Source organism: Ureibacillus sp. MALMAid1270 (genome assembly GCF_049202975.1).
Taxonomy (GTDB): Bacteria; Bacillota; Bacilli; order Bacillales_A; family Planococcaceae; genus Ureibacillus.
This window is the reverse complement of sequence record NZ_JBMIRP010000095.1, coordinates 49,761-75,210: the sequence shown is the minus strand read 5'-3', so window position 1 is coordinate 75,210 and position 25,450 is coordinate 49,761. Positions and strand designations below refer to the sequence as shown.

The window sequence follows — 25,450 nt, the reverse complement described above, 5'->3', positions numbered from 1 at the left end:
AAAAGCAATTAGTTCGGGGTGCCTAACCTGGTTCCAAAAGTGAAATTTGCTTAAGTATGGGGTGAATAAATGATTAGTGTATTAATCGCGGATGATCATGAAATGGTGCGAATTGGCGTTTCAGCTTATCTTTCCGCACAATCTGATATGACGGTTGTCGGTGAAGCAGAAAATGGCAAGGAAGCTGTAGAACTTGCTTTAAAGCTTCGCCCAGATTTGATTTTAATGGATAATGTCATGCCCGTAATGACGGGGGCTGAAGCAACTGCGGAGATTTTGAAACAATGGCCAGAAGCTAAAATAATGATGGTAACAAGCTTTCTTGATGATGATAAAGTTTATCCTGCTTTAGAAGCTGGTGCTGTCAGTTACATTTCAAAAACTTCTAACGCTAAACAAATCGCCGATGCCATTCGCAAAACGATGAACGGCGAATCTGTTCTAGAGCCTGAAGTAACAACAAAGATGATGCAAAGAATGCGCTCAAATGCTAATACTGCTACCCCGCTCCATGAACAGTTAACAGAACGGGAAATGGAAGTACTACTTCTTGTAGCACAAGGGAAAACAAATCAGGAAATTGCGGACGAGTTATTCATTGCACTTAAAACAGTTAAAACACATGTGAGTAATATTTTAGCGAAGTTAGAAGTACAGGACCGCACACAAGCGGTCGTTTATGCTTTTCATAATGGACTAGTGAAATAAATGGACAAACGGATGCACAAAAGCTGCATCCGATTTTTATAGTAATCAGTAAAAATAGGACAAATCCAAAGCCTAACCATAGTTTTTTTGCGAATTGAAAACTTCATTACTTACTCCCCGTCTCTAACAGATATTATAATATCGGGAATATTTGGGAAATATATCAAGAGATTCTAGTAAATTGTTAAATTATAAAATAAAAAGAGGCCATTTTGAAAGTTTTTATCCTTTCAAGCAACCTCTTTAATTATGAAACTAAATATTAAATTTACTTACTTCTTGTTGAAGTTTTTCTGCTAAAGTCGCTAGTGATTGTGCACTAGATGTAATTTCCTGATTAACTGCCAGCTGTTCTTCTGTGGCAGCACTTGAATCATTCGAGAATGCAGCAACTTCTTGTGCAAGTGCCTCTACTTTCACTACACTTTCTGTAACTGAGTCTGCAATAGCATGAATCTCTTCGATTGCAGCAGATACCGTTTCAACTTTATCGATAACAACTTCTACGCTTGTTTCAATATCTTTAAATACATGTAAGGATTCATTTGTTTTTTTGATTCCTTCATTGATTTTAGCGCCACCATCTGTAATAGCATTAACGGCAGCACCACTTGCTTTTTGCATTTGATTTATCATTTTCTGAATTTCGTCTGCCGACTTTCTTGATTGCTCAGCAAGTTTTCGAACCTCATCTGCAACTACTGCAAATCCCTTTCCTGCCTCTCCAGCACGTGCCGCCTCAATTGCTGCATTAAGAGCAAGTAAATTCGTCTGTTCTGAAATCTCTGTTATTAGTGAAGTAATATTTTGAATTTCATTTGAATGCTTGGCCATTTCACTCATGATGGCATTTGTCTCAGTAAATGTTTGGTGAATTGTCTCCATTTGATATGCAACATCAGAGATAACTGTTGAGCCCTTCGATACCAATTTATGAACATCGTCTGAAGAGCGTAGCATTTCTTCATTACTTTCTGAAATTTGGTGCATTCCTGTATTTAGATCACGCATGGCATCAACAGAGGAAACCATTAGTTTCGCCTGACTATCACTTGCCAATAACTGGCGCTCAGTAGAAGTTGCTACCATTTGAGAAGAAGCAAGACTTTGTTCCGAACTTGCAGATAATTGTTCTGCACTTGCAGCAAGCTGTGCAGAGGAATCTCTTACTTTTCCTACGATATTTCGTAAGTCTGCTAACATTTTATTAAACGTTTCAGCCATCAAGCCTACTTCATCTTTATTTTTAATTTGAATCAATTCAGTTTGTAAATTACCATTGGCGATATGTCTTAAGCCCTTTGTAACTTTCTTAATCGGATTTGATATATTTCGACTTACAATGACCGTTACTCCTACGCCAAGGACAATACTTATACCCATGATGATGATCATCGCAGTCCATACAAATGATTGATACAACTTAATTTCTTCTTGTGCCTTGTTTACATTTTGTTGTTGCAGTTCTACTAATTCTGATAGATAAACAACAATTTGCCCGTTATGTGTTTTTAATTGTGCCAATGAACTTGTAAAAGGTTTACCTTTTTGCTTCATTTCAATAACTTTATTTGTCGTTTCGGTAAACACTGTAAAGTTCGTAGTTACTTTATCCAGTAATTCAGAGGCTTTTGCATCATTTGAAAAGTTTTTAAAAGTTTGAACTGCTAAAGTTCCAGTTTGTAAGGAGTTACGTACTTTTTCAATTGTTTCCTCATTGCTAAACGTTATGTATGAAAGAAGATTCGATTCCGCTTCGATTTGTGATTTCTCAATTTCCTTTGCAAGATTAATTTTTTCTAAATTCACATCGATGATAGATTGATATCTTCCAGTCAAATCATGAATCGAATATAAAGCAATAGCCCCCGCAATCAGTATTAAAATAATTAACGAACTAAACCCCATCCATAGTTTCCTGGCAATTGTTAATCTCATGACGTCATCCCCATCCTTGTAATGTTATTCTATTATGTAATAATTTTGATAATTTAGTAGATTAGGAATATTTTACATGAATTTTCTCTTAAATGGAAGGATTATAGCGAATTACACAAACTATTGGTGAAAATGGGGGTTTAAGATGGGAGGGGGTGAGAATTTTGAGTTGAGAATACTAGTGAGGTTGATAGATTATGGGACATTTATGATGTGATTTCCGCTTCAAATGTCTCATTTCCGGCGTTTTGGGACATTTATGATTTGATTCTCGCTTCAAATGTCTCATTTCCGGCGTTTTGGGACATTTATGATTTGATTCTCGCTTCAAATGTCTCATTTCCGGCGTTTTGGGACATTTCGGATGTAATTCTCGCTTCAAATGACTCATTTCCGGGCGTTTTGAGACATTTCGGATGTAATTCCCGTTTCAAATGTCTCATTTCCGGGCGTTTTGGGACATTTCGGATGTAATTCTCGCTTCAAATGTCTTATTTCTCGACTTTTTGAGACATTTCAGATGTTATTCCAGATTTTAATGTCCCATTTTCAGACATTAGAAGGGATTCCCAGCAATAAATGTAGTTCAAACAAAAAAGCCGATTTGCTCCAACATTGGAACAAATCGACTTAATAACTCTTATAGAGCTTTTACTTTAGAAACAACGTTTTCAACTGTGAAACCGTACTTTTCAATTACAACTTCTCCAGGAGCACTTGCACCGAATTGGTCGATCGCAAGAACGTCACCTTCAAAGCCTACATATTTATGCCAACCGAATGAAGATCCCATTTCGATTGCTAAACGTTTAGTAACAGCTTTTGGTAATACAGATTCTTTATAAGCAGCTGACTGTTGTTCGAAGCGATCCATTGATGGCATAGATACAACAGAAGCGTCAATTCCATCAGCAAGTAATGCTTTTTGTGCTTCAACAGCTAATGCTACTTCAGAACCTGTTGCGATTAAAATTGCATCTGGAGTTTCTTTTGTAGCTGGAGAAACAACGTATGCACCTTTTGCAACACCATCTTTAGCAAGTTCTGCTGAATTCGCTAATACTGGTAAGTTTTGACGAGAAAGCACAAGCAATGTAGGTGTAGATTTAGATGAAACTGCTAATTTCCATGCTTCAGCACTTTCATTTGCATCGGCTGGACGAATAACTGATAAGTTAGGCATAGCACGGAATGCAGCTAAATGTTCAACTGGTTCGTGTGTAGGACCATCTTCCCCTACTGCAATTGAATCATGCGTGAACACATAAGTAACAGGTAATCCCATTAATGCAGATAAACGAACTGCTGGACGTACATAATCAGAGAACACAAAGAATGTTCCACCGAATACGTTTAATCCACCATGTAACGCCATACCGTTAAGGGCAGCACCCATTGCGAATTCACGAACACCAAACCAAATGTTACGGCCTTCTGGAGTTTCAGCAAAGAAGTCGCCGCCACCTTTAATAGTAGTTTTGTTAGAACCAGCAAGGTCCGCACTACCACCAAAGAATGAAGGAACTTTTTTAGCTAATGCGTTAATTACATCACCAGATGAAGAACGTGTAGCAACTGATTTTCCAGCTTCATAAACAGGTACTTCTGCATCAAAATCAGCTGGAAGTTCATTGTTCATAGCTTTCACAAATTGTTCTGCTAATTCTGGATACTCTGCTTTGTAGCTTTCGAATTTTGCATTCCATTCAGCTTCAGGTTTGGCACCTTGTACTTCTGCAGCTGCATTGAAAGTATCATATACTTCTTGTGGAATTTGGAATGGCTCATGTCCCCATCCGTAAGCAGTTTTAGTTAATGTCACTTCATCCGCACCTAGAGGAGCACCGTGTGCATCAGCTTTACCTGATTTATTTGGTGAACCAAATCCAATAACCGTTTTGATTTCGATTAAAGTTGGTTTGTCTTTTGATTGTTTTGCTTGTTCGATTGCTTTATTGATCGAATCAATATCTGTACCGTCTGCTACGTGGATATAGTTCCAACCGTATGATTCAAAACGTTTTTGAACATTTTCAGAGAATGATTTTGCTAGATCACCATCAAGTGAAATGTCATTTGAATCATAAAGAACGATTAATTTTTCTAATTTTAAGTGACCAGCTAATGAAATAGCCTCTGCCGCAACACCTTCCATTAAGTCGCCATCACCACATAATGCATATGTGTAATGATCTACGATTTCATGACCAGGTTTATTGTAAGTTGCAGCTAAATGACGTTCAGCCATCGCCATACCAACTGACATTGCAATCCCTTGTCCAAGTGGTCCAGTTGTAGCTTCTACGCCCACTGTGTGACCATATTCAGGGTGACCAGGAGTTTTAGAACCCCATTGACGGAAGTTTTTAATTTCTTCCATATCAAGACCATATCCACCTAAGTGTAAAAGGCTGTATAGTAACATCGATCCGTGTCCAGCAGAAAGAACGAAACGATCACGGTTATACCATTTAGGATTTTGTGGGTTATGTTTTAACTGTTTAGTCCATAAAGTATATGCCATTGGTGCTGCACCCATTGGTAAACCTGGGTGACCTGAATTTGCTTTTTCAATTGCATCAATTGATAATGTTCGGATGGCGTTAATTGCTTGTAAATCCGCATTTGTTGTCATTGCGAGACTTCCTTTCTCGATCAGTTTTCTTACTTTTCTTCCTTATACAGTTTAGACAAGTTTGTCAAAGAAAACAATCCTATCTCATGACTTTTTCGGAAATATGACATGCTTTTCCCTAATGTGTTATATCAATCTATTTAATTTAAGCGATTACGTTTTAATTGTTTAACTTTTTCAGGTGTTACATCATTTCCTGCTTCGTCAAAAACTTGTACATTTGTTATAGTATCTCTAAACGAATTGCGAAATGTATCTAAGTATTCTTTTCGTAAAGCAGTTTGTTCTTTCGCTTCCGCTTCTGTGAGTGTTCCCAATTTCTTTTTCTTTGATAATTCGTTGATGCGATTAATTTTTTCTTTTGATAACATATTTGTTCCAACCTTTCATTCTTCCAATGATTTAAAGGTAAGGAAAAAAGACTTGAAGTGCAAGTGAAAGAACTTAATAAAATAAATGATTTAATGTTAATTTACTGTATAAAATACAAGTTTCTCTTTTGATAAACTATTAACTTTCATCTCGAACGCACATTATTAAAAGATTTTGTAGGAGAATAAAAAATTATCACGTGATTAATAATTTTTGCAGTATTAGAAACTAATCGATTTTAGATCTAGTTGGAAAATGAAAAAGCACGCTACAATTTAGATTGCCGTAAGTTACCAAAATAAATCTGCAATACCCCGATTTATGATTCGTTTCATGTTTTCGAAATAACAAGATTAGCTTAATTGTTTAATGATTACACCATCGACTATGGCATATCCATTTTTAATATAAAAATCATGTAGTTGCTTTTGAGTTTGATCATCCTCGGCAATAAAATCACCATTGGCTACTTTTATATTCAATAGTTTCAATTCTTCTTCCATCAATTTTAAAACAGCTGAACCATAACCTAATTTTCTTACCTCTTCATAAATGTAGATGTAATGGTATTCAAATGTATCACCCTTTTTCATTCCATCCGCGTATCCGATATTTCGATCACCGACGAAAAAATCAAATTTAATATTATTTCCTTCTGTCTCTTTTTTTATTGCTAAAATAAAAACCACCCCTATTAGTATCATATTGAAGATGTGAATTTTGGCAATAGTAAGTTTTTAATATTCTGAAATTTAACGTTTCTTTACTCGTAAAATAAAAGGCGATCTTTTAATAGAGAAACAATTAGAAAAAGCACTCAATGAGAGTGCTCTTAATTCATTTACATTGTTTAATTCATTCATCATAAATTTACTCGTCAATTTACACTTTGAACCTATCCTTCTTTTGCCCAATTCTATATGTCAAAGATACATACTTTAGCGATAATGGGATTAGGAATTTACTGTTACATTTATTCAAAAGCGAAAGATTTTATTGTAAATTTGGAGGTTTCTTTAATGAAGAATAACGAAATTAATAAATTTAATGAAATTGAAAATCCAGAAAGTCAAGCTGCCCAATTAGCAGTGATTGCTGGATTAATAACTACTTTATGTGATGGACTTGCAACAATTGCGTCTATTATTGCCCTAAAAGAATCGCAACAAAATCAGAATAATAGTAGTAATAATTATGATTTAAAGTTAATGCAAAAACAAATTGATGAACTAACTAAAGATGTAAAAATTATTAAAAAGAAACTTAGTATTTAGAATGCATTACTCTCCATCTTTTCAATGACAAATCAATTCTGACTATCAGTTTTCTCCATATATTCTTGGTATCTACGATGTACCGTTGCTTTACTTACTTCAAAACCAACACCACGTAATGTTGAGGCAATCTCATTAAACGTAAGACCTTTGTTGCGAAGGTTAACAATTTCTTCTATTGGTACATCAATTCTATCTCGACCTTCATGATTTCCGCGATCTTTTAGATTTAGTTGAGGCTTGTACCCATTTTCTACAGCACGTCTCATACCACGGCGGATTTTGGCATTGTGAATTTTCCGTTGATATTCTTCAACAATAGCAAGAATCTCTAATAACATCGAATCCATTTCGTTTAATGCAATTGGTCCAGAATCATTAAGAGTATAGATGGTTGTGTCGTATTTTTGGAGAAGATGGATCACTGCCATACGAGCATGTCCACGTCCTAAACGTGTTTCATCCTGGATGAATAATGCTTGTACATTATGTTCTTTTATATAGTCCATCATTTCTAATAAACCATCACGATCCACTTCGTAACCACTATGTTGGTCTTGGAAGGAGGCTAGTACTATATAACCCATTTTTTGTGCATATTTTTCTAGTTCATCTTGTTGACGAGCAAGAGAGGTTTCTTGTGTATTTTTTTCTGTACTAACTCTCGCATAAATTACTGCATTTCGTTTTTCCTGGATCATTGATTATTTGTCGCTACCTTTACTTCAGTTGAATTATTCTCTTGCTCAAAGTCTTGGGCCATAATGATTGTATCTGCTGATAATGGAATTGTTAGCTCTCGTCCAGCTACAATTGTCTCACCATTTAAGTTGTTTTCAAGTTTTACTGCTTTAATCCACTCATGTGTTGGCATATTACCACGGTATTTTTCTGCTAATGACCATAAACTATCACCATGTTGCACTTGTATTTGTTCGTATGTTGTATTGCCCTCATCTGTAATGAAAATATAACCTGCTATAACTAAAAAAGCTGTTAAAAGTACCTTTACATAACTATTTTTTTCTAACCATTTCATACTTTCTACCTCTTTTCGAATATTTGTTCGTATATGTATATTCTTAATATAAAACCGAACATACGTTTTGTCAACACTTTTGTTCGAACTTATGTTTGCATTTTTCATATCCTGTTGCTATACTATATGTAACTAGTAAAGATAGATATTCATACCAGAGGTGAGCTAGATTGAAAAAAGTTTCGAAAAGGCAGGAAGATATATTAGCATTCATTAAAGAAGAAGTTCGTACAAAAGGTTATCCGCCATCTGTTCGTGAAATTGGGGAAGCTGTTGGCCTCGCTTCAAGCTCCACTGTGCATGGACATTTAGCTCGCTTAGAAAGTAAAGGCTTAATTCGCCGAGATCCAACGAAACCACGTGCGATTGAAATTCTCGACCAAGAGGAAGAAATTCCAGTTCCAAAACAAAGTGTTGTGAACGTTCCTTTAATAGGTAAAGTAACAGCCGGTCTACCAATTACAGCAATTGAAAACATTGAAGAATATTTTCCTCTACCAGATTCCTATGGAACAAGTGAAGATCAGCTGTTTATGCTAGAAGTAATGGGAGAATCCATGATAGAAGCTGGTATATTAGATGGTGACTATGTCATTGTAAAGAAAACATCCACTGCAAATAACGGGGAAATTGTAGTAGCTATGACTGAGGACGATGAGGCAACTGTAAAACGTTTCTATAAAGAAAAAACACATTTCCGACTACAACCGGAAAACTCATCAATGGACCCTATCTATGTAAATCAAGTAACTATTTTAGGTAAAGTGGTAGGTTTATATCGTCGAATTCATTAAAAAATATAAAACGATTTGGAATCAGTTAGATTTCCAAATCGTTTTTTTGATTATATTGAGTTGATGGATGTTCGTGGATTAGCATTTGAGACATTTCAGAGGATATTCTGGCTGAAATGTCTCATATCCTATGCTTTTGAGACATTTTTTAAGGAAAACTAGACTTAAATGTCTCATTCCAGCTACTTATGAGACATTTCGAAAGAAAATCACGCCTCAAATGTCCCATTTCCTCTACATTTGAGACATTTCACGCGAAAATCATACCTCAAATGTCCTATATCCTATACTTTTGAGACATTTCACTCATAAATCAGTCAACAAATGTCTCATATCCTTTGCTTATAAGACATTTCCAGGAAAACACTCCTCAAATGTCACATAACCCTCGTAATAATATAATTTGGGGAATATTCATTGAACCCCTAGTTACCCCACTTTATTTTTCAAGCTCTCCTCAATAAATGCCGTAAACAATTTCTTAGAGTCTTCATCGCCCTCAACAGCCATTTCTTCCGGGTGCCATTGTACGCTTAAGCAAAACGGATAGTCGACAATTTCAATTGCCTCAATAATGCCGTCGCCTGCTTTTCCGACTACTTTAATATTTGACGCTGCACGTTTTACTGATTGGTGATGGAATGAGTTGACCGTCATAGTCTCTTTTCCTAACAACTTATAAAGTAAACTATCTTGCTTCACCGAGATAAAATGAGTGCCCTCATGTCGAGGCGCCTTTTGACTATGTAAATAAATATTTTGATTTTGTGAATAAATATCTTGGAATAAAGTGCCCCCTAATGCAACATTCAGCACTTGATGACCACGGCAAATCGCGAAAATCGGAATTTGACGTTTAATCGCTTCTTTCGCTAGTGCCAATTCCAAACGATCTCGATCACTATTCACTTGTCCTAAGTTCACATGTGGCTCTTCCCCAAATGTATGTGGATGTAAATCACCACCACCCGATAAAACTAGACTGTCAACCATGTGAATCAGTTGTAACGCATCCTCTTCCAAACCTAATGGAATACCAACTGGAATCCCACCTGCTTGAATGATTGCTTTTGTATATCGCCAATTGATAAAACTCGTATCATTTTCAATACTCATTGTAATTCCAATAATAGGCTTCAATCACGCCACCTCCAAATAAACTTTTAACAAATCAAATTATATTTCAAAATTTTCTTAATTACTAGAATTATTTAGAAGTTGATATTATTTAAACAAAATAAAAAGCCTTACGACATGCGTTAGGCTCGAATCTTTTATGATATTAAAATAAGTTTATGTACCACTTTACTATTGAATCCCCATAAAAATAAACAATCAAGGCTGCAATTGCAATGGATGGTCCAAATGATATTGGTTGTTTACGGTCTTGTCCACGTACTTTTAAAACAACAAAGCCAACCACTATTCCAATTAATGAAGCAAAGAACAACGTCACCAATGTTCCAATCGTTCCAAGAGTCAGACCGATAAGGAAGAATAGTTTAATATCTCCCCCACCCATTCCACCTTTAGACAATAACGCGACTAAAAATAAAACGGTAAAACCTATAACAGGTCCTAGTAAACTATCCCACCAAGGTTCAGAAGGTGCGAAAAATCTTCCCACTGCTAATAGAGGTAAGAAAAATAGTAACACCTTATCTGGAATGATCATATAAGCAATATCTGAAACTACGATTATTGCAAGTAATGAAATAAAGATTAATGCAACGGCTAATTCAGGAGTAAAACCTAACTGCCAATATGCAAAGGCAAATAAAGCACCTGTTAAAATCTCTGTAGACATGTAAATTGGAGAAACTTTCTCCCCACAATAACGACATTTTCCTTTAAGGAAGATGTACGAAAAAATCGGAATTAGGTCAAGAGTGGATAAACGGTGCATACAATTCGTGCAATGTGATGGTGGATAAGCTATTGACATTTTAAGAGGGACCCGTAACCCAACCACATTGTAAAACGAGCCAAAAATCATCCCAAATAAAAATGCAAAAATCGTAATCACATATTCCAAAAAATCCAACTCCTAACCTAACTTCATAAAACTTACTAAACTCTAGTATAAAGGTTCTACTAGATTTGTCAAAGCTAATTCGAAAGCATTATTCTCCCTCATAATAGAAAGTTGTTACTTGAAGGGATGCAGTAACAGATTGCGTCTCATCTTCTGCGAATTCTATTTCTTCCCCAGGTAAAGAATAACTAATCGAATCAATATGCATAATGCGATCTAAATTTTCAAGTTCATCGATAAATTTTAGTAATCTGTTGTAATCCGGTGATTCCACTTCCATACTAAACGAGAACAATTTTAGCTCAGGTGGTAATGATGTAGCAATAGGTGAAACCAGTGGAGGTGTTTCATTCACTCTTTCTCCATCTGTTGTTTCAGTTCCAGCATTCTGTGTATCAGTTGAATTCCCCGCATTTGGATCTGCAACTGGATCCTCTGGAGAGGTAATCCCAATCCCCGCATCAGCTGCAGAAGAACCAGAGTCATTTATTGAGATTGATAAAACTAAAGAATCTGATACATACTCGATTTCCTCAATATTTAGTAACAGCTCGTCCACATCACTTGTAGGCGGAACTTTTTGTCGAAGTGCAAACAAGTTAGTTGTACTTGTTCCTTTATTTGTTTCTAATTGAGTAATAGAAGATTGAATCGTCGCGATTTCCGCATTTAAGCTTTGAATCGAACGATTAAGCTCATCCACTTCAATTTGTTTTGGTAGCACTAAATAATAATAAACAGCAAAAATCAGTGCTGCAACGAGTGCCACAAGTAAAATCACTTGCGTATTTTTATTGCTTGAGAGATTCATTATCTTGTACCTCCCGTAGCTAAATAAATTTCATCAATGGTTAAAGTAATGTCTGCAGATTGACGAGGTTGCACATTAAAGTCTTCCTCGGTCTCTGTTTCATTTCCTAATTCAAATTGTGAAACATGAGAGATTTGTACATCTACAAAATAAGCACTATTTTTTAAGCGGCTTAAATATTTGGAGATATCACTTAACGTTTCAAAATCCATGGAGATGGTAACAGAGTCCACCCCAAAGGAGTAATTTCGCAAATATGAATTATTCATTTTCAATTTTTCAATCTCAGTGATCAACGGCAAGACTGGATAGGAAATAAGATCAACATATTCTACAGTATCTTCAAATGAAGTTTGTTGGTTCGCCGTCATATCAGTAAGGCCCATTTGCAATTGATCTCGATGTTGTATTAAATTCGCTTCTTGTGCTTGTAAAGAAGAAATAGAATTTGAAGCACTAAAATATTGCCAAGCGAAAAAAGCAAGCGCTAGTAAAGTAGCTGCAGCTAGAATCAAATAAAAAAGTTTGGAAGTGGTTTGTCGTCTTTCTAATTTCGGTAAGAGATTTATATCTGGAATCATCTTAAACAACCACCTTTAACGCAAGACCTAAAAGACTAGCATGCTTCGCTTTAAAATTCGGAAAATGTTGGTGCACAAGTTCATCATCGATAATCTGAATAGGTAATGCTAAGTTTTCTTGCAAGAAGGATTGAATCTGTACTAAAAATGGATTATCTCCCATAACAATAATTTCATCGACAGATTTCTCACCTTTGTTTAATGAGAATCGGAAGAAATTCATAATTCGATCCATTTCTAATATATGATCAGATAATGTCATACGGTATTCTTCCATATTTCCAGCAAATGAAAAATCAACATTCCCTTCGGATGTACTATTCGCTCTCCATGTTGATAAATCAGTATCAATCGGTTGATAACGGATAAATTCTACATTTCCTTTAGAATATATACAAATGGATAATTCATTAATTAACCAGTTAGCAATTAAATAAGTTTTATCATTTTGTAAAAGTTTGATGTGATCTAGGAATCTTAAATTACACAAAGCACGGATATCTGCAGCTTCTGGATCAAAATCAATATCTAATAATAAATTGGACATTTTATGAACTTCATCTGGTGCTGCTGCAAACATCATCGCTTGTCGATCACCAGGAGTTGGGTCGTACACGTCAATCAGTGGCTCTTGAAAAGGCAAATGAATAGTGTGACCTAGCTCCATTTGAACATACTCTAATATTTTAGTGCTAGGCACATCACTAGGATGCTCAAAAGATTTCAATAGAATCGTAGGGTCAGGAACAAAAAAGCGAGCTCGTTGATTTTTCCCTCCCCATTTCGTTGCATTTGCTTTAAATAGATTAAAAAGTTCCATTTCATCTTGAATAGAAGCTTCTTTCACAATTCCTTTAGGAAGCTCTACTTCATAAATCATCGCTTGCTCAATTGATGGGCCCTTCATCACCCAGAGTACGAAGTACATAGTCATTTAGTTCAATGGAGACGTGAGAGTTTTTCTTTTTGGTTTTGAACATTGGATGGGCCTCCTTTAAATAGAATTTCATTCGAGCATCTAAGAAAGTTAGATGCTCTTTGAAATTCCATTATTTTGTTACTTCAACTATTGTTCCATTGCCATCGGACGTGTCAAGTTGTAATTCATTTAATGTTGCCTCTGTAATTTTTACTGTTACCCCACCTTTAGTTGCAGTACCAGTAAACTCTAAATTTTTATTTACAGTATAAGTTGTAAAACTACCTGGATTTTCTATAAATTCAGTACCGTTCGCTTGACTAAATTCTGGAACAGTAGAGTCTTTACCCTTATCTGTATAATATAAATTTGCTGCATTTATTATATTTGCTGCATCAGCTTTAATCGCTTTTACTTGGCTATTACTTACAATATTTCCAATCGCCGGCACCGCAATTGCAGCAATAATTCCTAAAATAACAATTACAGCTAGTAATTCAACTAAAGTCAAACCTTTTTCATTGTTTAGACGTTTGTTCAATAAGTTTTTAATGAATTTTTTCATCTTAAATCCTCCATTATTTTTAGTATTAATCATTTCTTTTTGCCCGGACGTTAGTTGCATTAACCTACACCTCCCCGCAAAACGTCCTCTATCCTATTCTTTTCCTATTTTAAATTTGTTCATATAAACTAAACATCGGCAACATAATCGCCGCTACGATAAAACCAACTACAACTGCCAAAATTAAGATCATTATCGGTTCAATCAAAGATTTTAAAGTATCTACTGCCCGATCCACTTCTGCCTCATAAAAATCCGCAATCTTCTCCAACATATAATCAAGTGAACCTGTCGATTCCCCTATCGATGTCATCGAAGTTACTAATGGTGGGAACAACCAACTTTTTTGAAGTGGCTCTGTTAGTGAACTCCCCTTTTCAAGGCTTGTCCTCGCTTCCAAAACTACTTTTCCCACCACTGGATTACCTACAACTCTTTCTGCAATAGATAATGCATTCAAAATTGGTACAGCACTACTAAATAAAGAAGACAATGTTCTCATCAGTCTTGCGATCACATCTTTTTGTAATAACTGCCCGAAAACAGGGATTCTTAATAATGCGTAATGCACTGTATAGTTGAATTCCTTATTGTTTTTATATAGAAACTGAAATACGACACTAACAACAACTACAAAACCAATAACAATCCACCAAAAATCCTGGAGAAAATTACTAACAGCTAATGTAAAGATAGTAATTGCAGGTAATTCCGCATCCATTGACTCAAATGTCGTTACAAATGTCGGGACGATAAAAAGTAATAAGAAAAACACAACACAAATCGTAATAACCATTAAAACTGCAGGATAAGTTAGCGTTGATTGGATTTTTTTCTTTAAGTTATATTGCTTCTCAAGCGTATTCGCTAATCGTTCCAATGTATCGTCGATGTTACCAGTAGCTTCCCCAGATCGCATCATATTTGTAAATAATGCAGGAAACACTTTTGGATGTCTTGCGGTTGCTTCCGAAAATGGGATCCCTGAACGAATATCTTCTTCGACTGCTTGTAATGCCTTTTTTAAAGGTTTACTTTTCGTTTGGTTAGCTAAAATATCTGTTGATTCAACAATTGAAACACCTGCACGAATGAGTGTTGCGAATTGTCTACAGTAAATTACAAAGTCTTGATTTTTAATGGTGTTTCCACCGAGATTTAATTCCATATGCAATATACTATTGGACTCGGTGATTTCCCGGGGATTAATGCCTTTTTCACGTAGTTTTGTTATCGCTGCATTTTTATTCGCTGCATCAATTGTCCCTTTTGCAGGTGCCCCTGTTTTTGTTCGACCTACATATTTAAATACGGTCAATTGTAATCACCAACGTTCATATAAGGTTTTGCATCCTCGAATGAAACTTCCCCTCTAGAAACTAAATCTTGTAAGGAAGACTGTAAGGTATGCATACCTAGCGCACGACTTGTTTGCATTACACTTGGAATTTGATGAACCTTTTCATTTCGAATTAAATTCGTAACAGCTGGTACCGCAACCATTATTTCTGTCGCTGCAACTCGACCAATTGTATCTCTTCTTGGAAACAGTCGTTGTGAAATGATTCCTTGAATAACGTTTGCTAGCTGTATGCGAATTTGACCTTGTTGGTGTGGAGGAAACACATCGATAATTCGGTCAATGGTTGTCGGAGCACTTGAAGTATGAAGTGTTGCAAAGACTAGGTGACCAGTTTCAGCTGCTGTAATGGCAGTCGAAATCGTTTCTAAGTCACGCATCTCACCAACTAGAATGACATCAGGGTCTTGACGTAGTGAAGCACGTAATCCACTTGCAAAATCACCAGTATCCATACCAATTTCACGTTGATTAACCACTGATTTTTTATGGTGATGAATATATTCAATCGGGTCTTCCAACGTAATAATATGCTTTGATTTATTTTCATTAATATAATCAATCATTGCTGCTAAAGTTGTTGATTTCCCTGATCCTGTAGGACCTGTTACTAATATGAGTCCCTGTGGTTTTTCAGCTATATCATACAACACACTTGGCATTCCTAAAGATTCAATCGTCGGAATTTTAGATGGTATCAAGCGGAAAGCAATAGCTCCTACATTTCGTTGATGATAGGCATTTACACGGAAACGACAAATGTCACCTAAAGAATAGTTAAAGTCGGTTTCCCCTTTTTCCTTATACTCCCCAACCTTGTGAGGTGGTAGGATTGCCGTTACCATATCTCTCACATCATCAGGTTCTACAACAGCTTGTCCATATTGTTGTAAAGTTCCGTTTATGCGGTAAACAGGTGGAATTCCTACCGTTATATGAAGGTCGGATGCTTTTACATCATACGCTTTTTGAAGTAATGCTCTTATTGAAAAATTAGTCACTGTCTCACTTCCTAATCAAACGTTGCTACACGGAGTACTTCTTCCGTTGTTGTAACACCATCTAAAACTTTTAATAAACCGTCCTTCAACAAAGTAGGGAAACCACTTTGATGCATATAGTCTCTTATGACAGAGATGTTGCTTCTTTGAAGAATATGGTCTCGAATAACACGATCTATTGGTAATATTTCATGAATTGCCAAACGACCACGATATCCAGTTTGAGTACATGCAGCACAACCACGCCCACGTTGTACTGTATCAACTGAAAGGCCTACTTCAGCAAAGATTTCTTTTTCACGATCTGTTGCTGGAACCGTACGAGCACAGTCACGACATACACGACGAACTAAACGTTGAGCAACAATTCCGATTAACGATGAAGAAATGAGGAACGGTTCAATTCCCATATCTCTTAAACGTGAGATGGATTCAACTGCACTATTCGTATGCAACGTACTTAAAACTAAATGCCCGGTTAAAGATGCACGTACAGCAATTTCCGCAGTTTCTAAATCTCGAATTTCCCCTACCATGACGATATCAGGGTCTTGACGTAATATGGATCGAAGTCCCGCTGCAAAGGTTAATCCCACTTCTTCTTTTACTTGAATTTGGTTAATCCCTTCAAGTTGATATTCAACTGGATCTTCAACAGTTATGATGTTGACTCCCTCTTGATTTAGATTGTTTAATGCTGCATATAACGTTGATGATTTCCCTGACCCAGTCGGACCTGTAATTAACACAATTCCATTCGGTCTGGAAATCATTTTACGGAACTGGTCTTCGTTATGTTTTGTAAACCCTAGTTTTGAAACATCATTCATCGCACTACTTAAATCAAGTAAACGCATTACGATTTTTTCACCAAAAACCGTTGGTAATGTTGCTAATCGAATATCCACTGGTTTAAAGTTTACGGTTGATTTAATACGACCGTCCTGTGGAACGCGGGTTTCCGTAATGTTTAAATTACCCATGATTTTAATACGAGCGGTAATCATGTTTTGCATATGTTTTGGTAATGATCGTTCCGTTCTTAATATACCATCGACACGATACCGTACTCGAAAATCTGTTTCTTGCGGGTCAAAGTGAATATCACTGGCACGTTGAGCAACACCATTTGCAATAATTTGGTTTACTAGGCGAACGATTGGAGAATCTTCGTCGGTAATTTCTTGCTGCACTTCGTTAGCTGCGACACCTAAATCTGAAAGTGCCGCATCCATTGATTCTTGTAAGTCATAGTATTTCGTAATCGTACGATATAAATCGTCCTTTGCCGCAATACTTGTCTCTATTTGGCAACCAGTCGCCATTCGTACTTCTTCAATCGCAAAGTAATCCATTGGATCCGCCATCGCGATGAAAAGTTTGTTACGATCGCGACGGATAGGCATAATTTTTGCACGTTTTGCAAGTTCAGCCGGAACCAATTGCAACAGTTCAGGCTCAATTGCATATTGGTTTAAATTAATATGTGGAATTCCTAATTGGAACTCAAGTACTTCAATAAGTTGTTGTTCGGTAATGAAATTTTCTCGAATGAGAAAATCTCCTAATTTCTCTTCATAGCTTTTATTTTTCAACGCATAATCTAACTGTTCATTGGTAATAACTCCTGCTTCTACAAGCAAGTCCCCAAGTCGTTTTCGTGTTGCTCCACGCATAGTGATCTCCCCTTTCTATGGAGTGACTTCACTTCCCGCCTTATCATAAACAGGTGGTTCTTCATCAGTTTTTACTGGAACCTCAATGTCAGGTAATCCGTCACCATCTAAGTCAATTTCCAAGTTCGGATCATTATTTTCTGTTGATTCAGATATATTTGTACCTTCGACAACTGGTGGTATTTTTGATGATTTAAGTATTATTTCATTAATAGGAGGGTAGTAATCACGACTTACTTTTTGTTCTTGCGCAAGTCCATTTCCAGAAATCGTACGATAAACAATGACACGATACCCTTCTCTACCATCTTGAAGTAGCTGTTCATGTCCTACTGGTAAATCATTTGAATAACGATAGATAATTCGAGGAGATAGTACTTCTTTTTCAACTCGAACAGAAACTTCTTTACCTTTAGTATCAGAAGATATTTCAACTTTCATTGAGTTTTCTTCCATTGAAACTTTAAGTTTACCTACATAATCAGTCGTATTAACGAATTTGAAGTCTTCATTAAGGTTCACATTTATAGTAGCTTCTTTCCCTAGTTCGATGAATGCAGGTATCTCTGTACCGTTATGACGTTCCAGTATTTCAAATTCCGTTTGCAATACTACGTCATATAATAAGGAAGAAACAAAGTTTAAAGTTTGACTATTTACCTGATCTGCCCCATCATTCACAGTCTCAATGAATGAAAAAACATCACCAGGGTTAATCATTTTCCCATCTAATAATGCAACCAATACTTCAGGAGCAAAGGCATCGGATGGAATATCTCTTATTGTAAGAGCAAGTCGTTCACTATCATAAATATCTAGATTTTTCACCTTTGCTTCAACTTGATGATCCATTAAGAACGATGCTTGTGACAGTAGTTGATGATAAGTTTCATCTGTTTCCCATGCTGAAACAGATGCTATTTCATTTTTAATATCCTCATTATCACTAACCTTTAAAGGAATATGAACCACTCGTTCCGATCCCCAAAACATATACCAGGGCTTTTTCACTAGTGTTTGGAACTCACTGATTGTTGCAGGAATGTCAAACAGTAATTTAGTCGGGTCTACTGAAAGCTCAACTCCTCCACCAGTAACTGTCATTTCTTCTTGAAGCCATTCTGTTAATGCATTGTTTAATACATTCTCAATTTCATTAGGTTCTAAGCCATCTACATTGATACCAGCGATAGTTGATCCATTTCCTTCATCATCAGCGAAAACCCTAATAATATCGCTAGTTGGGAATACTAGATATAGTAGAAACAAGCACAAAGTTACAAGAGTGTACTTTTTCATTCTGATTGTCAGAATAATCACCCCATTTATTAGGATTTTATATATTTAATGTTATCATTTATAATAATTAATTGCGTGAAAAAGATACATATAATACTAATGTCATATATAGCTTAGAATACACAAAAAATAATGGATTGTATATGATTATTTTACTAGTTTTAAAGAAATTTTTTAAACTGATTTTGCTTTATTCTAGAGGCTTTTATATTAATTTTTAAAGGTATTTTTTGAAAAGATTTTATCTAAAAATTGAAAATTATGTTTTCTAAATTATGTATTTCTATAATAATTATATGTACTACTATAAAATTTATATACCTTTACATAATTTGTATAGACAAATCTTGTTAATTTCAAATTTTTTTCATACTTTTCACCTATTACTATGACTTTTATAGCATGTATGGTTAAGATATTATATAATAATATATACTGGAATATAAATTTGCTTTTCACTTACTTAAGAAGGTGATTAGATATGAGGCGTTTTAAAAATAATAAAATACTAGATGAATCTGGCCTCTCTTTAATAGAAGTAATCGCTTCTGTAGTTATTTTAACAATCATACTTCTTGGTATATTTGGCCTATTCGTTCAATCCGCTAAAACGACTAAAAATTCTGAGAAAATAGTTGATGCAACTTACATAGCACAGACAGAAATGGAAAATCTATACTTACAAACAAAAAAGAGTTGTGAGATAGAAGATGTGATGATACGCTGTTATCCAATCAGTAATTATGTTAAAGCCATTCATGATTTAGGATATACAAATATAGATGATTCCGGATATCCTCTAGGTTATTTTAAAAAATATATAAGCAACTCAAATTTTTATGTCAAATTGACAGTTAAAACGCCAGTAAATGGCGTCGATTATTTAACAAGAGTCATAATTTATGTTATCGAAGTAGGTAATTCAGGTGAAGTCATTAAAGCACAAATGGAAAACACAATCCAATGGAGCTCGCTGTAATGTCATTATGAATAAGACTTTGAATCAGCGTGGCCTAACTTTAATGGAAGTTCTTGCTGTAATAATTATTACAGTTATAGTAGGTTCCATTTTATTTAATATAATCATTCAAGGGAATGAACAATATTCTAACCAATCACAAGCAAACCGTGAAATATCAGACATTTCCTATGGTTTAAAAGTTTTTACAAAAGATATAAGAATGGCAACAAAAGTAGAATTTGTAAACTCAAATTCAATAAAATCAACAAATCCTGCTGGCTCAATTGATCATTATGTATATTCAAATAATACTCTATATAAAAATAGCTCTGTTTACTTGGAGAATGTTGCTAAATTTCAAATCTCCATTGAAGATACCACTATTGTAGTAGATATCAAACTAAAGACGACACACGATGAAGTATCAACACAACTCGTTGTTAGGGGTGAATAAAATGATTAAATACAAATTTAAGTCTATATTATTTAATCAAGAAGGATATTCTTTACTATTAACTATATTCGCAATATCTTTATTTACAATATTAGGAATGAGTATTTTTGCAATATCCGGAAACACAATGAATACCTCAAAGAGTGAAAGAGATGATCAAACTACCTACTATGTGGCTGAGGCTGCTTTAGTTGAAACAATCCCATCAATTGAAAAACTCGTAGATACCGCATTCAATGAAACAAAAGAATGGTACGATAAAAAAGATGAAAAAACAAAAAGCACGATTGATTTTGAAAAAGCTTATAAATTAAAAGTAAAAGATTTATTAATTTCAGAACAAAATAAAGCACTAACTAATGATCCATATACTATATTTAAATTAACTTATAATAACTTTACTACTAACCAAGGGTTTCAACCAAAAGCAACTATAAGTATGAACGTGATTGAAGAGGAAGGAATTCCATCACAAATTGAATTATTATCTATTGGTAAAATTGGTACTAGTGAACGAAAAATAAAACAATTAGTAAATCTAGAATTTAACGTTAAAAGTGATACTATAACTAAAGTAGTTCCAATCAATTCATCTAATCCAGCTAATCTTGTAAAAGAAGAAATAAAAAATGAATTAGATTTTTTAAATCCAAATAATAGTGACAAACCTATTCTTTTCTATACACATCCGAACGAGAACAATACTACTAATGGTATGAATAAAAACGTTGAATTTAGTATATCAACCTATAATCCAAGTAAAATTAATTTTCAAGCAGATATGTTAAAAGACAAATTTAAAGGATTTCAAGATGGAACATATTCTAAATTAAAAAAATTGTTAATTAATAATTCAAATAACATTCAGTTAACTGAATCAGCTTATTATGTAGATAATCCTTTTTCGATATCTGATAAAACTTCATTAACTTTAAATATTACAAAACCTCTTACTAACCTGTATATTAAAGAAAACTTACATTATAATGGCGGAAATAAAAGCGAGTTAATTATTAAAGGTTCAGGAGAAGTAAATCTATTTATCAATGGCGATTTTTCTATTAATAGATTTTTAGATTTAAAAAGCGATCCTTCAGTGAAAGTTAACATTTTTATCAAAAATAATTTCAATTTAAACAACGATTTTAAATTAAAAGCCAACATATACGCATTAAATACAAGTAATATTAATATCCAAAAGAAAACGTATCAAATAAATGGTAGTCTGTTTACCTTGAGTGAATTAATACAAATAGATCACCCTAACCTAACTATTAATGGCATATGTGCCCCTAACGCTGTTTATCAATCAAATGGAACTTATACATTAAAGACTTCTTATATTGTTGTAAAAAGACTAAATATTAAAGGGGTTCCATCTTTAGTCCATACAATTAATAACAATAAATACAATGCATGTGCATTCCCAGATCTGTCAGAACCTGAAACAAATACAGAAATGATTTCTTACACTGAATACTACGATGCATATGAATTAACATCCACTAAATCTTACTATGAAGTTCAATAATTTATATTGAAAAAAATTTAGCAAAAAAATATTCAAGGCCATTTCTTTTAAGAAATGGCCTTTTCTAAATATTAATCCACTTCCACCAATGGTTCCTCCACCACTAAATTACTATTCGTAATTGCAACGAATGGTGTTGGAGGTGTTGGAGTAGGGATAGCTGGGTTTGGAACAATGGGTGAACCGTAAATTAAGCTTCCCCCATTGATTACTTTCAACGATTTAGCAACGACTGTTCCTTTTAAGTACCCGCCACTTGTGACGGTTAAATCAGCATTTGGTGCAACAAACCAATGACCGTTGCTCTTTACTCCACCATTTAAGGTGACATTATTTCCACCTGTATAGAAATTACCATATATACCCGCGCCATTTAATAACTTAAAATGACTCGTTTTATTATAGATTGAACTATAAATTTGCGTTTCATTTCCAAAGGTTACTTCATCAGTTCCTTTATAGTAAATGTTTGAAGCTGCTGGGCTACCATTTTGATTGATATAGCCTTTTACGTTAATACTCTCCGTTACATAAGCATTGAACTTTGCTGCACTACCAAAATTAATCATCCCCTGCTTAATATCAAAATCTTTCACATACATGTTCACTTGATTATTTCCTATATCGAAATAACTTTGTGAGGCGATGGTAAATTTATTTTTCACATAAATGTTTACAGTTCCTGTTCCATTAATTTTAATATCTCCGTTTGTAAGGTCTAGGTTTTCTACATAGAGGTTGATGTTTTTATTGCCTACTTCGATTGTGAGTAGTCGATTATTATATATTTTTATGCTGTGGAATCTAGTATCTTTTGTTAGTGGTAATGTGAATGATGTATCGTCAGGTAAATTTAATATTCCATTTTCAATAATTGTTTTACCATTAGAAACAACATTTTGGTGTAATGGTGTGGAAATTCCATCTTTGATTTGAAAATCTGGGAATTCAGGTAAGAAATCCACTAAATTCGTAGTATGAAATGAAGGTAATGGTGTGTACTTTTCTTTTATGCCATTCATCCAGTTCGGATAAATTAATTTAGATAAATTGGAAGCAGCAAGCAACCCATTTATTGAAGGTCCCCCGTCGATAGATATTTTCCCGTTTAATGTAGCGACATTACCTGTCACAATGCTATTTATATAGATATCATTACTAATGATTGCAGCATAATTTTCAAGAGCTTCTATTGGATCGCCACCACCAGAGCTAGATTCTCCCCCACTACCCGGGTTTCCCTCAGTTAATTTCGGATTTGCGTTGATCAATAACTTTTGTGAAACCGTTCGAGACTGCCCCGGCGAATCTTCAAAATATCCCTTAGACGAAATTTCCACTACACAATCCACTAAACAAGCAAATTGCACAGAAGTATCAACGACAGGCTGTTTGCCGAACTGTTCTCCCAACTGGAAGCTACTAGTATATTTATTGGTATTACATTTATTTGGAGTGTCTGATGAATGGTAGAGTAAATTAAAGTTGCTGCAAAAGCGTTGGTTCATTTGAGAGGTGTAATAAATGCTAAAGTCATTACTATATTTATTTAACAAATTCACTTGGCTATCATAATCTAAACCATTAAATTCGTTAATAATCTCTTGATCAATTTTCTTAAATACATTTAGCAAATTAGCCTTTTCAAGATTAATACCTGCTTCGGCGAAGTAGAAAGTCGATTGGTCTTTTCGTTCATTTGCCGCTGTTTTGTTTGTGTTTAATGTTAATGTCAGGAGACTGATTCCAATAGTTGTGACAAGTAAAATAAGCATCACCGCAATAAACATTCCATAGCCGTGTTGATTTTTCAAATGTTTCAACGAATGCTTGTCCCCTTTCTTAAGGTGATCGTTGTTTCGAATTGTTTATTTTTAATCGTAAATCGTAAGTTCACAGTTTCATCACCTGTTAAAGAGAATTGTTCAATTCCATTCCCTATTAAACTACTATTTCTGTATAATTTCTTATCTTTATATTCATAGGTGAAAAGTGTATTTCCTTGTTGATCTTGGAAAGTGTAGCGCCCGACTTGGTTGTCCAATTTCACACTTTTCCTCAAATCCCTTGTAATTTGTTTTAATAAATACGCCCCGTCCTGAAGTTCTAGTGATTCCATCGTTTGTTCAGTTTGTTGTTTAGTTGAAGAGCTGATAATTGTGAATACAAATATAGCGATGATTGAGAAAAGAACTATAACCGCTAATACCTCAACTAAAGTGACCCCTTTTTCATTTTTACGAATCATAAATTCCACCTAATCTTTCTTCCAAACATAAACATTCTCAACCGTTGCTTTTATCGTATTGTTCTGGTCGATAATGTTAATAAGGATTGTAGTGCTGTCTGGGAAATCACACAATGGCCGAATGGTAATCACACTTTTTTTGTTGTCTGGTAAAGGTTTCTCAAAAATAAATTCACTCGAGAATTCAGTTGTATCTAATCGATTTGTAACATCACATGTTTTAATCGTTTTATTATTTTTTAATGTATAACCTGGTATAGATAACGATGAGGCTGTAAATGAAATTAATGATTTTTCTGTTGATAGTTTATAAACGATTTCCATTTCGGTTTGAGCTAGATAAGTTGCATCCGAAATTGATTCCGCGTTGTTATTTGCTTTTTTCGATTGAACAAACAGGCCGAAAAATGAAATGAAGATGAGTGTAATAATTAGAAGTGAAATGACGACTTCTAAAAGCGAAATTCCATTTTCATTTTGAATATATTTTTTCAGATCATCACCTCAAAGTAAGCTATTTCAAATTTGTTTCAAAGTCTACCTTTTAGAAACAAAACATTCTTCAATGTTTTCTATTAGACATCTTATGTATATATATTCTAATTATGTCCTTTTCCATGGTTCAAATTTAGTAATTTTTGGGTTAACGAGTTAGACTTTTTTCATTCTAAAACGTATGAATTTCCCTTTTTGGACACAGTATTCTGCTGGCATTTGGTGTACATTATAAGTATCAATTGATAATGCTTATCACTAATACATTAAGAAGGTGTTTGTATGAATACTAGCAAGCTTTTAAATGAAAAAGGCGGTTCTGCTGTAAAAATCATCGCTATCACCCTTATCGTTTTATTACTATTTGGCGGTGCAATTACGATCTATTTCCAATACTTTGCTAAAGATACATTCTCTGAAGAAGAAATTGCAGCTGCAAAGGAAGTAGCACAAGATGAGTTTGGTCAATTGTCGACGATTGCAGCCGACTATACTGTGGATCAACAAAAGGAAGCAGTAGTAAGTCTTGGTTACGAGGAAAATAAAGTAGATAAACAAACGACAATTTATGAAAAGAAAAACAATAATGATACAGGTTACTATATTTTATTAAACTTACAACCACACGATACTTATCCAAAACTTTCAAGAGCTTTAGTGCAAATTTTCGCTAAAGAAAACGGCGGACTCATTTATGAAATGGATAATGTGGTAAATTGGAAACAATAATAATGTAATTTTAAAACGAAAAAAG

The 25,450-nt window shown here is 34.6% G+C and carries 26 protein-coding genes; 7 read left to right on the top strand and 19 right to left on the bottom strand.

Annotated elements, in window-relative coordinates:
• Positions 1-69: 69 nt before the first annotated feature.
• The gene (locus ACOQFO_RS14045) at positions 70-708 is read left to right on the top strand and encodes a response regulator (protein WP_421690290.1); all 639 of its coding nucleotides are present in this window, start codon (positions 70-72) and stop codon (positions 706-708) included.
• Positions 709-963: 255 nt separating this feature from the next.
• Here the strand turns inward: ACOQFO_RS14045 and ACOQFO_RS14040 are convergent, their stop codons facing one another.
• The 4 genes from ACOQFO_RS14040 to ACOQFO_RS14025 all read right to left on the bottom strand — a co-directional run bounded on the left by ACOQFO_RS14040 (position 964) and on the right by ACOQFO_RS14025 (position 6,342).
• On the bottom strand, positions 964-2,646 hold the full coding sequence (locus tag ACOQFO_RS14040) for a methyl-accepting chemotaxis protein (RefSeq protein WP_421690289.1): 1,683 nt from the start codon (positions 2,644-2,646) through the stop codon (positions 964-966).
• A 640-nt stretch (positions 2,647-3,286) separates the two neighbouring features.
• Complete coding sequence (gene tkt, locus ACOQFO_RS14035; RefSeq protein WP_421690288.1) at positions 3,287-5,281, bottom strand: transketolase; 1,995 nt, start codon at positions 5,279-5,281, stop codon at positions 3,287-3,289.
• A 140-nt stretch (positions 5,282-5,421) separates the two neighbouring features.
• Positions 5,422-5,652, bottom strand: a complete 231-nt coding sequence (locus ACOQFO_RS14030; protein ID WP_421690287.1) for a DUF896 domain-containing protein — start codon at positions 5,650-5,652, stop codon at positions 5,422-5,424.
• A 354-nt stretch (positions 5,653-6,006) separates the two neighbouring features.
• Complete coding sequence (locus ACOQFO_RS14025; RefSeq protein ID WP_421690286.1) at positions 6,007-6,342, bottom strand: GNAT family N-acetyltransferase; 336 nt, start codon at positions 6,340-6,342, stop codon at positions 6,007-6,009.
• 330 nt (positions 6,343-6,672) lie between these two features.
• Between ACOQFO_RS14025 and ACOQFO_RS14020 the strand changes: the two genes are divergently transcribed.
• Entirely contained in the window at positions 6,673-6,927 is a 255-nt protein-coding gene (locus ACOQFO_RS14020) for a hypothetical protein (protein ID WP_421690285.1), read from the top strand.
• A gap of 32 nt (positions 6,928-6,959) precedes the next feature.
• Here the strand turns inward: ACOQFO_RS14020 and ACOQFO_RS14015 are convergent, their stop codons facing one another.
• Positions 6,960-7,628 (bottom strand): YneB family resolvase-like protein, encoded by a 669-nt coding sequence (locus ACOQFO_RS14015; protein WP_421690284.1) that lies wholly within the window; start codon positions 7,626-7,628, stop codon positions 6,960-6,962.
• Complete coding sequence (yneA, locus tag ACOQFO_RS14010; RefSeq protein ID WP_421690283.1) at positions 7,625-7,966, bottom strand: cell division suppressor protein YneA; 342 nt, start codon at positions 7,964-7,966, stop codon at positions 7,625-7,627. The genes ACOQFO_RS14015 and yneA overlap by 4 nt, the downstream gene beginning before the upstream one ends.
• A gap of 170 nt (positions 7,967-8,136) precedes the next feature.
• Between yneA and lexA the strand changes: the two genes are divergently transcribed.
• Complete coding sequence (gene lexA, locus ACOQFO_RS14005; protein ID WP_421690282.1) at positions 8,137-8,760, top strand: transcriptional repressor LexA; 624 nt, start codon at positions 8,137-8,139, stop codon at positions 8,758-8,760.
• 429 nt (positions 8,761-9,189) lie between these two features.
• Here lexA and ACOQFO_RS14000 read toward each other — a convergent pair whose 3' ends face one another.
• The 10 genes from ACOQFO_RS14000 to ACOQFO_RS13955 form a co-directional block, all read right to left on the bottom strand.
• On the bottom strand, positions 9,190-9,900 hold the full coding sequence (locus ACOQFO_RS14000; RefSeq protein WP_421690281.1) for a gamma-glutamyl-gamma-aminobutyrate hydrolase family protein: 711 nt from the start codon (positions 9,898-9,900) through the stop codon (positions 9,190-9,192).
• 142 nt (positions 9,901-10,042) lie between these two features.
• The gene (locus ACOQFO_RS13995) at positions 10,043-10,795 is read right to left on the bottom strand and encodes a prepilin peptidase (RefSeq protein ID WP_421690280.1); all 753 of its coding nucleotides are present in this window, start codon (positions 10,793-10,795) and stop codon (positions 10,043-10,045) included.
• Positions 10,796-10,883: 88 nt separating this feature from the next.
• Positions 10,884-11,606 (bottom strand): potassium transporter, encoded by a 723-nt coding sequence (locus ACOQFO_RS13990; protein WP_421690279.1) that lies wholly within the window; start codon positions 11,604-11,606, stop codon positions 10,884-10,886.
• Positions 11,606-12,187, bottom strand: a complete 582-nt coding sequence (locus ACOQFO_RS13985) for a hypothetical protein (protein WP_421690278.1) — start codon at positions 12,185-12,187, stop codon at positions 11,606-11,608. Before ACOQFO_RS13985 ends, ACOQFO_RS13990 begins: the two co-directional genes overlap by 1 nt.
• A gap of 1 nt (position 12,188) precedes the next feature.
• The gene (pilM, locus tag ACOQFO_RS13980; RefSeq protein WP_421690277.1) at positions 12,189-13,094 is read right to left on the bottom strand and encodes a type IV pilus biogenesis protein PilM; all 906 of its coding nucleotides are present in this window, start codon (positions 13,092-13,094) and stop codon (positions 12,189-12,191) included.
• Between the two features lie 142 nt (positions 13,095-13,236).
• On the bottom strand, positions 13,237-13,731 hold the full coding sequence (locus ACOQFO_RS13975; protein ID WP_421690276.1) for a type II secretion system protein: 495 nt from the start codon (positions 13,729-13,731) through the stop codon (positions 13,237-13,239).
• Positions 13,732-13,780: 49 nt separating this feature from the next.
• Positions 13,781-14,989, bottom strand: coding sequence for a type II secretion system F family protein (locus ACOQFO_RS13970; protein WP_421690275.1), 1,209 nt, complete (start codon positions 14,987-14,989; stop codon positions 13,781-13,783).
• On the bottom strand, positions 14,986-16,032 hold the full coding sequence (locus ACOQFO_RS13965; RefSeq protein ID WP_421690274.1) for a type IV pilus twitching motility protein PilT: 1,047 nt from the start codon (positions 16,030-16,032) through the stop codon (positions 14,986-14,988). Before ACOQFO_RS13965 ends, ACOQFO_RS13970 begins: the two co-directional genes overlap by 4 nt.
• Positions 16,033-16,043: 11 nt before the next feature.
• Positions 16,044-17,708 (bottom strand): GspE/PulE family protein, encoded by a 1,665-nt coding sequence (locus tag ACOQFO_RS13960; protein WP_421690273.1) that lies wholly within the window; start codon positions 17,706-17,708, stop codon positions 16,044-16,046.
• Positions 17,709-17,723: 15 nt separating this feature from the next.
• Entirely contained in the window at positions 17,724-19,007 is a 1,284-nt protein-coding gene (locus ACOQFO_RS13955; protein WP_421690272.1) for a VanW family protein, read from the bottom strand.
• Positions 19,008-19,488: 481 nt separating this feature from the next.
• On the opposite strand from ACOQFO_RS13955, the gene ACOQFO_RS13950 reads away from it, so the two are divergent.
• The 3 genes from ACOQFO_RS13950 to ACOQFO_RS13940 are packed head-to-tail and all read left to right on the top strand — an operon-like array spanning position 19,489 to position 21,953.
• Positions 19,489-19,986: a type IV pilus modification PilV family protein gene (locus tag ACOQFO_RS13950; RefSeq protein WP_421690271.1), complete on the top strand. Its 498-nt coding sequence runs from the start codon at positions 19,489-19,491 to the stop codon at positions 19,984-19,986.
• Positions 19,934-20,422, top strand: coding sequence for a PilW family protein (locus ACOQFO_RS13945; protein ID WP_421690270.1), 489 nt, complete (start codon positions 19,934-19,936; stop codon positions 20,420-20,422). Before ACOQFO_RS13950 ends, ACOQFO_RS13945 begins: the two co-directional genes overlap by 53 nt.
• Position 20,423: 1 nt before the next feature.
• Positions 20,424-21,953, top strand: a complete 1,530-nt coding sequence (locus tag ACOQFO_RS13940; protein WP_421690269.1) for a DUF7305 domain-containing protein — start codon at positions 20,424-20,426, stop codon at positions 21,951-21,953.
• Between the two features lie 71 nt (positions 21,954-22,024).
• Here the strand turns inward: ACOQFO_RS13940 and ACOQFO_RS13935 are convergent, their stop codons facing one another.
• The 3 genes from ACOQFO_RS13935 to ACOQFO_RS13925 are packed head-to-tail and all read right to left on the bottom strand — an operon-like array spanning position 22,025 to position 24,525.
• A complete protein-coding gene (locus ACOQFO_RS13935) occupies positions 22,025-23,776 on the bottom strand; it encodes a pilus assembly PilX N-terminal domain-containing protein (protein WP_421690268.1) in 1,752 nt (583 codons plus the stop codon).
• Positions 23,773-24,201: a type II secretion system protein gene (locus tag ACOQFO_RS13930; protein WP_421690267.1), complete on the bottom strand. Its 429-nt coding sequence runs from the start codon at positions 24,199-24,201 to the stop codon at positions 23,773-23,775. The genes ACOQFO_RS13935 and ACOQFO_RS13930 overlap by 4 nt, the downstream gene beginning before the upstream one ends.
• A gap of 9 nt (positions 24,202-24,210) precedes the next feature.
• The gene (locus ACOQFO_RS13925; protein ID WP_421690266.1) at positions 24,211-24,525 is read right to left on the bottom strand and encodes a hypothetical protein; all 315 of its coding nucleotides are present in this window, start codon (positions 24,523-24,525) and stop codon (positions 24,211-24,213) included.
• Positions 24,526-24,978: 453 nt separating this feature from the next.
• Between ACOQFO_RS13925 and ACOQFO_RS13920 the strand changes: the two genes are divergently transcribed.
• Positions 24,979-25,425, top strand: a complete 447-nt coding sequence (locus ACOQFO_RS13920; protein ID WP_421690265.1) for a hypothetical protein — start codon at positions 24,979-24,981, stop codon at positions 25,423-25,425.
• Positions 25,426-25,450: the final 25 nt, after the last annotated feature.